Raw genomic sequence first — 16,154 nt, 5'->3', positions numbered from 1 at the left:
CCGACGCTGGATGATGAGGATGACGTGACCAGCACATCGATGGAACAGGTCGTGGCGGCGCTCCGTAAGTCGCTCACGGACAACGAGCGGCTGCGCGAGGAGAACGCCCGGCTCACCGCCGCGAGCAACGACCCGATCGCGATCGTCGCCATGGCGTGCCGCTATCCCGGCGGGGCCGGCACGCCGGAGGACCTGTGGCGGCTGGTGGCCGGGGGCGTCGACGCGGTGTCCGGCTTCCCGGCCGACCGGGGCTGGGACCCGGACGTGTACGACCCGGAGCCGGGGCTGCCCGGCAAGTCGTACGCCCGGGACGGCGCGTTCCTTTACGACGCGGCGGAGTTCGATCCCGACTTCTTCGGGATCAGCCCGCGCGAGGCGCTGGCCATGGACCCGCAGCAGCGGCTGCTCCTGGAGGTGTCCTGGGAGGCGATCGAGCGCGCGGGTGTCGACCCGACGACGCTCAAGGGCAGCCGCACCGGGGTCTACGCCGGTGTGATGTACCACGATTACGCGGACGGCGCGGCGGGAAGCTTCGTGTCCGGCCGGGTCGCCTACACGCTCGGCCTGGAGGGCCCGGCGGTGACCATCGACACCGCCTGCTCGTCCTCACTGGTCGCGCTGCACACGGCCGCGCAGGCGCTGCGGTCGGGTGAGTGCTCACTCGCCCTCGCCGGTGGTGTGACGGTCATGTCGACACCCGACATGCTCGTCTACTTCAGCGGGCAGCGGGGCCTTGCTCCGGACGGCCGCTGCAAGCCGTTCGCGGCGGCTGCCGACGGCACGGGCTGGGGCGAGGGGGCGGGCGTACTGCTCCTGGAGCGCCTGTCGGACGCCCGGCGCAACGGGCACCCCGTGCTCGCCCTCGTCAGCGGCTCGGCGGTCAACCAGGACGGCGCGTCGGCCGCGATGACGGTGCCGAACGGGCCCGCTCAGCAGCGCGTGATCCGCAACGCCCTGTCCGATGCGGGCCTGACGGCCGCGGAGGTCGACGCGGTCGAGGCGCACGGCACAGGCACGCGGCTCGGTGACCCCATCGAGGCGCAGGCGCTGCTGGCCACCTACGGCCAGGGCAGGCCGGCGGACCGGCCGCTGTGGCTGGGCTCGGTGAAGTCGAACTTCGGCCACACCCAGGCCGCCGCCGGTGTCGCGGGCATCATCAAGATGGTCATGGCCATGCGCCACGGAGTCCTTCCCCAGTCCCTCCACGTCGATGCGCCCTCGGACCAGGTGGACTGGTCGGCGGGTGACGTGGAACTGCTCACGGAGAACCGGGAGTGGGTGCGCCCGGGGCGGCCCCGGCGGGCCGGTGTGTCCTCCTTCGGGCTGAGCGGGACGAACGCGCATGTGATCGTGCAGGAGGCACCGGACGCCCCTGCGGGTGGCGAGGCGGGGGCGGATCTTGCCGTCACGCCCTGGGTGCTGTCCGCGAAGTCCGCCGGGGCCCTGGCCGAGCAGGCGGCGCGGCTGCTGTCCGTGGCCGGTGACCACCGGGCCGAGGACATCGGGCTGTCGCTGGTCACGACGCGTACGGCGTTCACCCACCGTGCGGTGGTGCTCGGCGACCGTACGGGCGCGCTGGCCGCGCTGGCGGCGGGCGAGGAGCACGCGGGGCTGGTGCGGGGCGCCACACGGACGGTCGGGAAGTCGGCGTTTCTGTTCACGGGGCAGGGTGCGCAGCGGCTGGGTATGGGCCGTGAGCTGTATGAGGCGTTCCCTGTGTTCGCAGGGGCGTTTGACGAGGTGTGTGCGGAGGTAGACGCGCACCTTGATCGTGGGTTGCGTGAGGTGGTGTGGGGGGAAGACGCGGAGGCGCTGAACGCGACCTCGTACACCCAGCCTGCTCTCTTCGCGTTCGAGGTGGCGCTGTTCCGACTCGTGGAGGCGTGGGGCGTCACGCCTGATGTGGTGGTCGGGCACTCGATCGGTGAGCTGGCCGCCGCGCACGTCGCGGGGGTGCTCTCGCTTGCGGATGCCGCCCGTCTGGTCGTCGCTCGCGGTCGTCTGATGCAGGCGCTTCCCGCCGGCGGGGCGATGGTCGCGGTGCAGGCGACGGAGGAAGAGGTGCTGCCGCTGCTGACCGACGGGATCGGGATCGCGGCGGTCAACGGGCCGCATTCCGTGGTCGTTTCGGGTGTGGAGTCCGAGGCGGTCGGTATCGGCGAGCACTTCGCCGCGCTGGGACGGAAGACCAGCCGCCTTCCCGTCTCGCACGCGTTCCATTCCGCGCTGATGGACCCGATGCTCGACGAATTCCGCTCCATCACCGCCCGGTTGACGTTCTCCGAGCCGCGCATTCCCGTCGTCTCCACGGTGAGTGGCGAGCTGTCCACCGACTGGCAGTCCCCCGAGTACTGGGTGGACCAGGTCCGCCGCCCTGTCCGGTTCGCGGACGCCGTACACGCCGCCGAAGCCTTCGGAGCCCGTACGTTCGTGGAGATCGGCCCCGACGCGGTCCTCACCGCCCTCGGGACCGCAGCCGCGACCGACGAGAACACCGCTTTCGTCCCCCTCGTCCGCAGGAACCGCCCCGAGCCCGAGTCCCTGGTCGGCGGCCTGGGCCGGCTGTTCGCGGACGGGCTGCGGGTCGACTGGAAGGCGTTCTTCGCGGGTACGGGCGCGGCGAGGGCGGACCTTCCCACGTACCCCTTCCAGCGCACCCGGTTCTGGCTCGACGCGGTGAAGCCGGGGAGTATTCCGCACCCGCACCCGCACCCGCTGCTCGGTTCCGTGGTCACCCTGGCCGACTCCGGGGGCGCGGTGCTCAGCGGGCGGCTGGCCGTGGCGGCTCAGCCGTGGCTCGCGGACCATGTGGTGCGGGACGCGGTGCTCTTCCCCGGTGCCGGCTTCGTCGAACTCGCCGTGCGCGCCGGTGATCACGTCGGCTGTGCAGTGCTGGAGGAGCTGGCCCTGCACGCGCCGCTCGTCCTGCCCGAGGACGGCGCCGTCACCGTGCAGGTCGTCGTGGGGGCGGCGGACGAGTCCGCCCGGCGCACGGTCGGGGTGTACGCACGGCACGAGAGCGTGGCCGACGCCGACTGGGTGCTGCATGCCGAAGGTGTGCTGACCGAGGACGCGCAGGCGCCCGCCTTCGAACTGTCCGCCTGGCCGCCGGCCGGCGCGGTACCGGTCGCGCTCGACGGTGCGTACGAGAGCCTGCGCGAACAGGGCCTCGCGTACGGACCCGCCTTCCAGGGGCTGACGGCCGCCTGGCGGCTCGACGGCGACCTGTACGCGGAGGTCGCGCTCGACGACGACATACAGGCCACCGACTACGGCCTGCACCCGGCCCTGCTGGACGCCTCGATGCACGCCGCGCTGATGGAGGGCGCCGGGGAGCAGGGCGGCGGAACGGTGCTGCCGTTCGTCTGGAAGGACGTGCGGCTGTACGCGGACGGCACACCGGCGGCCCGGGTCCGTATCTCGCGGCCCACCCCGGAAAGCCTCGCCCTGGAGATCGCGGACGGGTCGGGCGCCCCGGTCGCCTCGGTCGGCGGAGTCGTCGGCCGGGCGATGGATTCGACGCCCGGCGGGACGGGTACGGCCACGGAACCGCTGTACCGGGTCGTCTGGCAGCCGGCCGGTGCCGCGCCCGCGCCCGGCGACTGGCAGCGCTGGGAGGACGTGCCCGACGACGGCCCCGTGACCGGCACGGTCGTCCTGGACTGCGCCCCGGTCGCGGCTGCGGCGGGGGACGACGTGCCCCCGGCCGCGCACGCCGTATCGGTGCATGTCCTGGATGTCGTACGGCAGTGGCTGGCGGACCAGCGGTTCGTCGCCGTCACCCTGCTCGTCGTCACACGTGGCGCGGTCGCCACAGCGGACGGCGAAGCGGTCGACGTACGACAGGCCCCCGTCTGGGGTCTTGTCCGGGCCGCGCAGGCGGAGAACCCGGGCCGGTTCGTGCTGCTCGACACGGACGCCCCCGAGGGGCTGCCGCACACCGGGCCCGGCGAGGAGCCCGAGTCCGCCGTACGCGACGGGCGGGCGCTGACGCCCCGGCTGGCCCGGACCACCGCGTCCCTTGAGGCCGCACCGGTCTGGGACGCGGACGGCACCGTACTGATCACCGGCGGAACGGGCGGCCTCGGCGCGCTTGTCGCCCGCCACCTGGTCACGGAACATGGCGTGCGCCACCTGCTGTTGGCCGGCCGCCGGGGCGCACAGGCGCCCGGCGCCGAGGAACTGCGGGCGGAACTGGCCGAGTCGGGTGCCAGCGTGTCCTTCGCGGCCTGCGACGTGGCCGACCGCGAAGCCGTGGCCGCGCTGCTGGCGGGGATCGACGCGGCGCACCCGTTGCGGGGCGTCGTCCACGCGGCGGGCGTCCTGGACGACGCGATGATCACCTCGCTGACCGCCGACCGCTTCCGGGGCGTCTTCGCGCCCAAGGCGGACGCCGCCTGGCACCTGCACGAGCTGACCCGCGACCTGGACCTCACCGCGTTCGTCCTGTTCTCGTCCATCGCGGGCACCCTCGGCTCCACCGGCCAGGCCAACTACGCGGCGGCCAACGCCTTCCTCGACGCACTCGCCGCCAAACGCCACGCGGAGGGTTTTCCGGCGTCCTCCCTGGCCTTCGGGCTCTGGGACACCCCCGGAGGCATGGGCACCGGGCTCGGCGCGGCCGAGCTGGACCGGATGCGCGAGGCCGGCACCCCCGCGATCGCCGCCGACCGGGGCCTCGCCCTCTTCGACGCCGCCCTGGGGTCGGGCATCGCGGCCTCGGTGCCGGTACGCCTCGACCTCGCGGTCCTGCGTGCGAATGCCGACGAGGTGCCCGCCCTGCTGCGAGGACTCGTACGGGCACCCGGTCGCCGTGCCGCGCGCGGGGGTTCACCGGTGCTGCGGACGCGGCTCGCGGGCCTGACGGGCGCCGAGCGCGCCGGGGCCGTCCTGGAACTGGTCCGTACGAAGATCGCGGCCGTCCTCGGCCACGCTTCGGGCGAGGCCATCGAACCGGGCCGCGCCTTCGACGAACTGGGGTTCGACTCCCTGACGGCGGTCGAGCTGCGCAACCGGCTCGACGCCGAGACCGGGCTGCGGCTCCCGGCGACGCTGATCTTCGACCACCCGACCGCCGAGGCCGTCGCCGCCTTCGTCCTGACGCTGCTCGACGGCACCCCGGAGGCGGACCGCTCATCGGCCCCGGAGGTCTCCCGCGCGGGCGCCGATGACCCGGTCGTGATCGTGGGCATGGCGTGCCGCTACCCGGGCGGTGTGACCACCCCCGACGAGCTGTGGCGCCTGGTCGCGGACGGAGTGGACGCCATCGCCCCGCTCCCGGACGACCGGGGCTGGGACCCGGATGTGTACGACCCGGAGCCGGGCGTGCCCGGCAAGTCGTACGCCCGGGACGGCGGATTCCTCTACGACGCGGCGGAGTTCGACCCGGCGTTCTTCGGGATCAGCCCGCGCGAGGCCGCGATCATGGACCCGCAGCAGCGGCTGCTGCTCGAAGTGTCCTGGGAGGCGATCGAGCGCGCGGGTGTGGACCCGACCGCGCTCAAGGGCAGCCGCACCGGGGTCTACGCCGGTGTGATGTACCACGATTACGCGGGTGGCACGGCGGGAAGCCTGGTGTCCGGCCGGGTCGCCTACACGCTGGGGCTCGAAGGCCCGGCGGTCACCGTCGACACGGCCTGCTCCTCGTCCCTGGTCGCCCTGCACTCGGCGGCGCAGGCGCTGCGGTCGGGTGAGTGCTCACTCGCCCTGGCCGGGGGTGTGACGGTGATGTCGACGCCCGACATGCTCGTGTACTTCAGCGAGCAGCGCGGGCTCTCGCCGGACGGGCGCTGCAAGTCCTTCGGCGCGGGTGCGGACGGTACGGGCTGGGGTGAGGGCGCGGGTGTGCTGCTTCTGGAGCGGCTGTCCGATGCCCGGCGCAACGGGCACCCTGTGCTCGCCGTGGTCCGGGGTTCGGCGCTCAACCAGGACGGTGCGAGCAACGGCCTCACCGCTCCCAACGGGCCCGCCCAGCAGCGCGTGATCCGCCAGGCCTTGTCCGACGCGGGCCTGACGGCGGCGGAGGTCGACGCGGTCGAGGCGCACGGCACCGGCACCCGGCTCGGTGACCCCATCGAGGCACAGGCACTGCTCGCGACCTACGGGCAGGGGCGCGACGAGGACCGGCCCCTGTGGCTGGGGTCCATCAAGTCCAACATGGGCCACACCCAGGCGGCGGCCGGTGTCGCGGGGATCATCAAGATGGTGATGGCGATGCGGCACGGTGTGCTGCCGCCCTCCCTGCACGTGGGGGAGCGCTCGGACCAGGTCGACTGGTCGGCCGGTGACGTGGAGCTGCTGACGGAGGCCCGTGAGTGGCAGCCGGCGGGGCGGCCGAGGCGAGCCGGTGTGTCGTCGTTCGGGCTGAGCGGGACGAACGCGCACGTGATCGTGGAGGAGGCCCCCGGGGCTGCCGCGATCGAGCCCGGGGCCGATCTGGCCGTCGCCCCCTGGGTGCTGTCCGCGAGGTCCCCCGAGGCCCTGGCCGGGCAGGCTGCGCGGCTGCTGTCCGTGGCCGGTGACCACCGTGCCGAGGACACCGGCCACTCGCTGGTGGCCTCGCGCCCGGTGTTCGAGCACCGGGCGGTGGTCCTCGGCGACCGTACGGACGCGCTGGCCGCCCTCGCCGCCGGTGAGGAGCACCCGGGGCTGGTGCGGGGTGCGCCGGCCAAGGGGAAGACGGCGTTTCTGTTTACGGGGCAGGGCGCTCAGCGGCTGGGGATGGGACGTGAGTTGTATGAGGCGTTCCCGGTGTTCGCGGCAGCGTTTGACGCGGTGTGCAGGGAGGTAGACGCGCACCTCGGTTCGTCGTTGCGCGAGGTCGTGTGGGGGGAAGACACAGAGGCGCTGAACGCGACTTCGTACACCCAGCCTGCGCTGTTCGCCTTCGAGGTGGCGCTGTTCCGGCTCGTCGAGACGTGGGGCGTCACGCCTGATGTCGTGGTCGGGCACTCGATCGGTGAGCTGGCTGCTGCCCACATCGCTGGGGTGCTGTCTCTCGCGGACGCGGCGAAGCTTGTCGTTGCGCGCGGTCGGCTGATGCAGGCTCTTCCGGCCGGCGGTGCGATGGTTGCCGTACAGGCCACCGAGGACGAGGTGCTTCCGCTTCTCACGGACGGGGTAGGCATCGCGGCCGTCAACGGGGCCCGTTCCGTGGTGGTTTCAGGGTTGGCGGATGAGGCGGTGGGTATCGGCGAGCACTTCGCCGCTGCCGGCCGGAAGACCAGTCGTCTTTCCGTTTCGCACGCGTTCCATTCCGCGCTGATGGACCCGATGCTCGACGAATTCCGTGCGGTCACCGCCGCGTTGACGTTCGACGAGCCGCGCATCCCGGCTGTCTCCACCGTCACCGGCCTCGCCTCCTCCGACTGGCAGTCCCCGGAGTACTGGGTCGATCAGGTCCGCCAGCCCGTCCGGTTCGCGGATGCCGTGAACGCCGCCGAAGTCCTCGGGGCCCGTACGTTCGTGGAGATCGGCCCGGACGCGATCCTCACCGCCCTCGCCGCCGGCGCGGCGGCCGAGGACACCAGCACGTTCATCCCCCTCGTCCGCAGGAACCGCACCGAGCCCGAGTGCCTGGCCGGCGGTCTGGCGCGCGTGTTCGTCGGCGGCGGCGAGGTCGACTGGCGGGCGTTCTACGCCGGTTCCGGGGCGCGGACCGTCGAGCTGCCCACGTACGCCTTCCAGCGCAACCGCTACTGGCTCGACGCACCCGCGTCCCAGGGCGGGGGCGCCGCCGCCTCCGGGCAGCTCGCGCTCGACCACCCGGTGCTCCGGGCGGCCGTGGTCCTGCCCGACGACGGCGGTGCGGTGCTCACCGGCAGGCTGTCCGCCGGGACGCACGGCTGGATCGTGGACCACAACGTCCTCGGAAGCGTCCTGCTGCCCGGCACCGGGTTCGTCGAACTGGCCGTCCGGGCCGGCGAACAGCTCGACTGCGGGCTGCTGGAGGAGCTGACCCTTCAGGCGCCCCTCGTCCTGCACCCCCTCGGCGGCATCGCCGTCCAGGTGGCCGTCGGGGCGGCGGACGAGACCGGGCGCCGAACCGTGGCCGTCCACTCGCGCGCCGAGGACCAGCCGGACCTGCCGTGGACCCGTCACGCCGAAGGTGTTCTGGCGCCGGTGCCGGACGAGCAGGGCCCGGACGGGCTCATGGACTGGCCGCCGGCCGGGGCCCAGGAGCTGACCGTGGACCGTGCCTACCAGGACCTCGCGGAGGCCGGGTACCACTACGGGCCGGTGTTCCAGGGGCTCACCGCAGCCTGGAGCCTCGGCGAGGAGCTGTACGCCGAGGTGCGCCTGCCCGAGTCCGCGCACGAGGACGCCGCCCGCTTCGGCCTCCACCCCGCCCTGCTCGACGCGGCGATGCACGTCGGACTGCTGGCGATCCCGGGCCGCGAGGACGGCGGGCAGACCCTGCTCCCCTTCGCCTGGAACGGCGTCGCCCTGCACGCGGCCGGGGCGAAGGCGCTCCGGGTCCGGGTCAGGCCCGTCGCCCAGCAGGACGGCCTCTCGCTGACCGTCGCCGACGAGCACGGCAACCCGGTGCTGTCGGTGGAGTCCCTGCTGTCCCGGCCCGTCTGGGACCGGCAGTCCGGCTCCGCGACCGCAGATGCGCTGCTCCGGGTGGACTGGCAGCCGGTGCCCCTGGGCGACGGGACAGCCGAGGTGCCCGCCGTTTACGAGTGCGTGGTGGCGGAGAAGGACGCGGACGTGCCGGGCGCCGTACGGGGCGTGGTGGGCCGTGCGCTGGAGGCCGTGCAGGACTGGCTGTCCGAGGAGCGGGAAGAGGGCGCCGTGCTGGCGGTCCTCACGCGCGGTGCTGTCGATGCCGAGTGCGCGGGACCGGTGGACCTGCGACAGGCCCCCGTGTGGGGGCTGGTCCGGGCCGCGCAGGCGGAGAACCCGGGGCGGTTCGTGCTGATCGACTCCGACGACTCGGTGCCACTCGGCAGTCTTGTCGCCCTCGGTGAGCCGGAGTTGCTGGTGCGTGAGGGCGAGGTGCGGGTGCCGCGCCTGGTGTCGGCCCCGCCGGGAGCCGACGCCGCCCCTGTGTGGGACGCGGACGGGACCGTGCTGATCACGGGCGGCACCGGCGGTCTGGGCGCCCGGGTGGCACGCCACCTGGTCGCCGAACACGGGGTGCGGAGCCTGCTGTTGCTGGGCCGCCGGGGCGCGGACGCGCCCGGTGCGGCCGATCTGGTGGCGCAACTGTCCGGCCTGGGCGCTTCGGTAGCCGTCGCGGCCTGCGACGTCGCGGACCGGGACGCCTTGGCCGCGGTGATCGCGTCCGTGGACCCGGCGCACCCGCTCTCCGGTGTCGTCCATGTCGCCGGTGTCGCGGACAACGGTGTGGTGGGCGCGCTGACGCCCGAGCGGGTGGATGCCGTTCTGCGGCCGAAGGTGGACGCGGCCTGGCATCTGCACGAGCTGACGCGGGAGCTGGACCTGTCGGCGTTCGTGATGTTCTCCTCGGCCGGCGGGCTCGTCCTGGCGGCCGGGCAGGGCAACTACGCGGCGGCCAACGTCTTCCTCGACGCGCTCGCCGCCCAACGCCACGCCGAGGGGCTGCCCGCGTCCTCGATGGCCTTCGGGCTCTGGGCCGTGGACACCGGCATGGCGTCCCACCTGGCCGATGCCGACCTGGAGCGCATGCGCCGGGCGGGGATGCCCGCGCTGTCCGAGACGGAGGCCCTGGCCCTGTTCGACGCCGCCCTGACGTCGGGTGTCGCGGCCACCGTTCCGCTCCGCGTCGACCCGGGTGCCCTGCGCACCCGTACCGACGAACTCCCCGCCCTCCTGCGCGCGATGGCCCCGCCCGCGCGCAGGCGTTCCACGGCCGGTGCGCCCAAGGGCGCCTGGCTCGCCGCGCGGGTCGCGGGATGCGACGAGGAGGAACGGACCGGGATCATCCTGGACGTCGTACGGGGGCACGCGGCGGCCGTACTCGGTCACGCGTCCGGTGAGGCGATCGAACCGGACCGCGCGTTCGGGGAGCTGGGCTTCGACTCGCTGGGTTCGGTCGAACTGCGCAACCAGCTCAGCGCGGTGAGCGGGGTGCGGCTGCCCGCCACGCTGATCTTCGACTACCCGAGCGCGGCGGAGGTCGCCGCGTACATCGCCGCCCGTCTGGTGCCGGCCGTCCCGGTGTCACGGGCGGAGGCGGACCTCAAGAAGCTGGAGTCCCTGCTCGCCACCGATGCCCCGCCCGCCGGACCCGAACGTGCCCGGTTCGTACAGCGCCTGCGGGAGCTGGCCGGCCGGCTCGACGCACCGCAGGCGGACGAGCCGCAGGAGGCGGCACAGGACCTCGGCGAGGTCACCGCGGACGAGCTGTTCGACATCCTCGACAACGAGCTCGGCACCCCCGCGACCCCCTGACACCCGGTCCCGCCTCACCAGGCGGTACGGGCCCCGGCCGGGGTGCGTGACAGCTGTACGGCAGCCGTCACGCACCCCGGCTTTCGCGCGTTCCCGCCCCGCCGGACAGGGGCCCGCGGCAGGGGTGGGTTAAGGGTAGGCCGCCCCTCGAAGCCGTCAGTAGCGTTCGAATCCGATCAACGTTGGACGCCGCGTGAGTGAGTCGCCACGGATCGTCGAGCCAGAGGGAGCGGGTCTCTGTGAGCAACGAAGAGCGACTTCTCGAATACCTGAAGCGGGCCACGACCGACCTGCGCGAGGTGCGCCGCCGGCTGGCGGACGCCGAGCGCCGTCTCGAAGAGGCGGGCCCGTCCGGACACGGCGCGCACCACGACGACCCGGTGGTCGTCGTCGGCATGGGCTGCCGCTACCCGGGTGGCGCCACGAGCCCCGAGGCCCTGTGGCAGCTGGTCGCGGACGGCGTGGACGCGATCGGGGAGTTTCCCGCGGACCGCGGCTGGGACGAGGGCGTGTACGACCCCGAGCCGGGTAAGCCCGGCAAGACGTACGCGCGCGAGGGCGGCTTCCTCTACGACGCACCGGACTTCGACCCGGTGTTCTTCGGGATCAGCCCCAACGAGGCCCTGGTGACCGATCCGCAGCAGCGGCTGCTGCTGGAGGTCGCCTGGGAGGCGATCGAGCGGGCCGGGATCGACCCGACGACGCTCAAGGGCTCGCCGACCGGTGTCTTCGCCGGGGTGATGTATCACGACTACGCGCTCGGCGCGGAGCCCGGGAGCACCACGGCGGGCAGCGTGGTGTCCGGCCGGGTCGCCTACACGCTGGGGCTCGAAGGGCCTGCGGTCAGCGTGGACACGGCCTGCTCCTCTTCGTTGGTGGCGCTGCACCTGGCGGCGCAGGCGCTGCGGGCGGGTGAGTGCTCGCTCGCCCTCGCCGGCGGGGTGACGGTCATGTCGACCCCGGACATGTTCGTGTACTTCAGCACGCAGCAGGGCCTGGCGTCCGACGGCCGTTCGAAGTCCTTCTCCGCATCCGCCGACGGTGTCGCCTGTTCCGAGGGCGCCGGTGTCCTGGTCCTGGAGCGGCTGTCGGACGCCCGGCGCAACGGTCATCCGGTGCTCGCGGTGGTGCGTGGGTCGGCGCTCAACCAGGACGGTGCGAGCAACGGCCTCACCGCCCCCAACGGGCCCGCCCAGCAGCGCGTGATCCGCCAGGCCCTGTCCGACGCGGGCCTGACGGCGGCGGAGGTCGACGCGGTCGAGGCGCACGGCACCGGCACGACCCTCGGCGACCCGATCGAGGCGCAGGCGCTCCTGGAGACCTACGGGCAGGACCGGCCGGAGGGCCGGCCCCTGTGGCTGGGGTCCATCAAGTCCAACATGGGGCACAGCCAGGCGGCGGCGGGTGTCGCGGGGATCATCAAGATGGTCATGGCCCTGCGCCACGGCGTGCTTCCCAAGTCCCTGTACGCCGAAACGCCTTCGGACCAGGTGGACTGGACGGAGGGCGCGGTCGAGCTGCTGGCCGAGCCGCGGCCCTGGGTGCCAGGCGGTGCGGTGCGGCGGGCCGGGGTGTCCTCGTTCGGGATCAGTGGGACGAACGCCCATGTGATCGTCGAGGAGGCGCCGGAAGAGACGGGGGAGACGGCCGTGCGGGCCGCGCTCCCCGTGGTTCCTTGGGTGGTGACGGCGAAGTCCGAGCAGGCCCTCAGTGCTCAGGCCGCCCGCCTGCGGGAACAGGCCCTGGGAGAGCCCGAGACCGATGCGGCGGACATCGGGCTCTCCCTGGCCACCACACGGACCGCCTTCACCCACCGGGCGGTGGTCCTCGGACAGACAGCCACCGACCGCACGGACGCGCTGGCCGCGCTCGCGGCGGGGAACGAACACCCGGCGGTGGTCGTCGGCCGGGCCCGCCGGGCGGGCAAGACGGCGTTTCTGTTCACGGGGCAGGGCGCGCAGCGGCTGGGGATGGGCCGTGAACTGTATGAGGCGTTCCCGGTGTTCGCCGAGGCGTTTGACGCGGTGTGCGCGGAGGTGGACGCGCACCTCGGTGCGTCGTTGCGCGCGGTCATGTGGGGGGAAGACGCGGAGGCACTGAATGCGACCGCTCTCACCCAGCCCGCTCTCTTCGCGTTCGAGGTGGCGCTGTTCCGGCTCGTGGAGGCGTGGGGCGTCACGCCTGATGTGGTGGTGGGTCACTCGATCGGTGAGCTGGCCGCTGCGCACATTGCCGGGGTGTTGTCCCTCGCGGATGCCGCTCGTCTCGTTGTTGCCCGTGGCCGCCTCATGCAGGCGCTGCCGGCCGGCGGTGCGATGGTCGCCGTACAGGCCACCGAGGACGAGGTGCTTCCTCTCCTCACGGACGGGGTGGGCATCGCTGCTGTCAACGGGCCGCAGGCGGTCGTGGTCTCCGGGACCGAGATCGCCGCTCTCGCCGTGGGCGAGCACTTCGCCGCGCTCGGCCGGAAGACCAGCCGCCTTCCCGTCTCGCACGCGTTCCATTCCGCCCTCATGGAGCCGATGCTGATCGACTTCCGCGCCGTAGCCGAGAAGGTGACGTACGCGGAGCCCCGTATCCCGGTCGTCTCCACCGTCACCGGCGCCCCGTCCACCGACTGGCAGACCCCGGAGTACTGGGTCGACCAGGTCCGCCGCCCTGTCCGCTTCGCCGATGCAGTGAACGCCGCCGAAGCGCTCGGAGCCCGTACGTTCGTGGAGGTCGGGCCCGACGCGGTGCTCACCGCTCTCGGCGCGGCCTCCGTGACCGACGAGGACACCGCGCTCGTCCCGCTCCTGCGCAGGAACCGCCCCGAGGCGGAGTCCCTGGCCGGAGCGGCCGGGCGGCTGTACGCGCAGGGCGTCCGGGTCGACTGGCGGGCGTACTTCGCCGGCAGTGGGGCACGGACCGTCGAGCTGCCCACGTACGCCTTCCAGCGCACCCGTTTCTGGGTGGAAGGCAGCGGTTCCACCGGTGCCACCGTCCCGCACACGGCGCACGACGTGCCCACCGTGGAGGAGTCGCAGCGGGCCGCTGCGGGGCTGCGGGCGGAGCTGGACGGGCTCGGGGCGGCCGAGGCCGGGCGAGTCCTGCTGGCGCTGGTGCGTACGCATGTGGCGGCCGTGCTCGGGCACGCGTCCGTGGGCGTCGTCGAGACCGATCTCGCCTTCCGCGACATGGGCTTCGACTCGCTGGCCGCCGTGGAGCTGCGCAAGCGGCTGACCGCCGCGTCCGGCTGCGACCTGCCCGCCACGCTGATCTTCGACTACCCGACCCCGCGTGCCGTCGTCGCCTTCCTGGCGGAGCGCCTGGACTCCGAGTCCGGTGCGGGGGGCGGCGACCCGGCCGCCGCGGTGCTGGCCGAGCTGGACCGGATCGAGGACGTGCTCGGCGGGTTCCCCGTCACCGGCGCGGACGCGGAGACGGTCGGCGCCCGCGCGGACGCGATCACCGCCCGCCTCGAAGCCATCGTGCGGCGGTGGCGCGACGCCCAGGGCGACCCGGCACCGGTCGGCGAGGGGCCCGACTTCGAAACGGTCACCGACGAGGAGCTGTTCGACGTGCTCGACAGCGAATTCGGCATCTCCTAGCCAGCGATCAGCTGCAGATTGGTTGAGGTTCGATGAGCAACGACGACAAGCTCCGGGACTATCTCAAGCGCGCCACCGCCGAACTCCAGCGCACCCGACGCCAGTTGTCGGAGGCCGAGGCGCGGGGCAGCGAACCGGTCGCGATCGTGGCGATGGGCTGCCGCTTCCCCGGCGGCATCACCTCGCCCGAGGACCTGTGGCAGCTGGTGGACGCGGGCCGGGACGCCGTGTCGCTGTTCCCGGACGGCCGTGGCTGGGACATGGACGCGCTGTACGACCCCGAGCCGTCGACGCCCGGCAGGACGTACTGCCGGGAGGGCGGCTTCCTGCACGACGCGGGGGAGTTCGACGCGGACTTCTTCAAGATCAGCCCGCGTGAGGCGAAGGACACCGATCCGCAGCAGCGGCTGCTGCTGGAAGTGTCCTGGGAGGCCATCGAGCGTGCCGGAATCGACCCGACCTCGCTGAAGGGCAGCCGTACCGGTGTGTTCGCCGGGGTCGTCTACCACGACTACCCGGGCGGCGGCGGTACCGGCGGCCTGGCGAGCGTCGCCTCCGGGCGCGTCGCCTACACCCTCGGCCTCGAAGGCCCCGCAGTCACCGTCGACACGGCCTGCTCCTCCTCCCTCGTCGCCCTCCATCTCGCGGTTCAGTCGGTGCGCAGCGGGGAATGCGCACTCGCGCTCGCGGGCGGTGTCACCGTCATGGCGAGCCCCGACTCCTTCGTCGGCTTCAGCCAGGACCGGGGCCTCGCCCCCGACGGCCGCTGCAAGTCCTTCGCCGCTGCGGCCGACGGCACCACCTGGTCCGAGGGCGCGGGCATGCTCCTCGTCGAGCGGCTTTCCGACGCCCGCCGCAACGGCCACCCCGTCCTCGCCGTCATCCGGGGTTCGGCGATGAACTCCGACGGCGCGTCCAACGGGCTGACCGCGCCGAACGGCCCCTCGCAGCAGCGCGTCATCCAGCAGGCCCTGGCCTCCGGCGGCCTCGCCCCCGCCGATGTGGACGCCGTCGAGGCGCACGGCACCGGCACGACCCTCGGTGACCCGATCGAGGCGCAGGCCCTCATCGCCGCCTACGGGCGCGAGCGGCCCGCCGACCGGCCGCTGTGGCTGGGGTCGTTCAAGTCGAACATCGGCCATGCGCAGGCCGCCGCCGGTGTCGGTGGCGTGATCAAGATGGTGCAGGCGATGAAGGCGGGCGTCCTGCCGCGCACCCTGCACGTGGACGAGCCGAGCCACAACGTGGACTGGAGCGCGGGCAGCGTACGGCTGCTGACCGAGCCGGTCGCCTGGCCGGACCTCGGCCGCGCCAAGCGGGCCGGGGTGTCGTCGTTCGGACTGAGCGGCACGAATGTGCACGTGATCGTGGAGGAGGCGCCGGCCGCGGTGGTTTCCGCCTCCGCCGAGGCGGGTGCGGCGGAGGCGGAAACCACCGCGGCCGGCGCCTCCTCCACGATCACGTGCACATTCGTGCCGCTCAGTCCGAACCCCGTCCGTGCTGAGCGCGTCCCGCCCCCGCCCCCTTCTGGACGCCCTGCCCGACGCGCGGGCCGCGCTCAGCACGGACGGTGGCGCAGACGGCGGAGCCGGGGACTCCGGCCTCGCGGACCGGCTGGCCGGTCTCGCCGAACCGGAGCAGCGGTCCGTGCTGCTGGACCTTGTCCGTACGCATGTCGCGGCGCTGCTCGGGTACGACGACCCGGCCGAGGTCGGGGCGGACCGGGGGTTCACGGACCTCGGGTTCGACTCGGTCGCCGCCGTCGATCTGCGTACGAAGCTCGTCGCCGCGACCGGGCGCCCGCTGCCCACCAGCATGATCTACGACCACCCGAGCCCCGGTGCGCTGGCCGGCCATCTGTGGTCGGAGCTCTGCCAGGACGAAAGCCTCGGCGAACTCCCCGTACTGGCGCAGCTCGACCGCCTGGAGGAGGCCGCTTCGGCGCTCGCCGCCGAGGACATCGAGGCCACCAGGATCACGGCCCGGCTCCAGTCCCTGCTGACCCGGCTGACCGGGACGCTCGACGCGCAGAACGGCGACCGCGGCCAGAAGGTCGGCGACCAGCTGGAAGCCGCGTCCGCCGACGACGTCTTCGCCTTCATCGACAACGAACTCGGCCTCACCTGACCGACCGCGCGCCCGGTGCCGGCGACGGCACCGGGCCCCGCCCCGCACCTGCGACCC

2 protein-coding genes and 1 pseudogene are annotated in these 16,154 nt (G+C 73.4%); all 3 read left to right on the top strand.

Features of this window, described 5'->3' with window-relative positions; all coding sequences use genetic code 11:
• Positions 1 to 24: 24 nt before the first annotated feature.
• The 3 genes and pseudogenes from EAO73_RS33190 to EAO73_RS36970 all read left to right on the top strand — a co-directional run bounded on the left by EAO73_RS33190 (position 25) and on the right by EAO73_RS36970 (position 16,097).
• Entirely contained in the window at positions 25 to 10,380 is a 10,356-nt protein-coding gene (locus EAO73_RS33190; protein WP_318153310.1) for an SDR family NAD(P)-dependent oxidoreductase, read from the top strand.
• A 197-nt stretch (positions 10,381 to 10,577) separates the two neighbouring features.
• Positions 10,578 to 15,373 (top strand): annotated as a pseudogene (locus EAO73_RS33185) (beta-ketoacyl synthase N-terminal-like domain-containing protein); the annotation flags it as partial.
• Between the two features lie 94 nt (positions 15,374 to 15,467).
• Positions 15,468 to 16,097, top strand: a complete 630-nt coding sequence (locus tag EAO73_RS36970; protein WP_224756550.1) for a phosphopantetheine-binding protein — start codon at positions 15,468 to 15,470, stop codon at positions 16,095 to 16,097.
• The last annotated feature ends 57 nt before the right edge of the window (positions 16,098 to 16,154 follow it).

This window comes from Streptomyces sp. col6 (genome assembly GCF_008042035.1).
GTDB lineage: Bacteria > Actinomycetota > Actinomycetes > Streptomycetales > Streptomycetaceae > Streptomyces.
The sequence above is the reverse complement of the archived record's forward strand: the minus strand, read 5'-3'. Positions and strand labels throughout refer to the sequence as shown.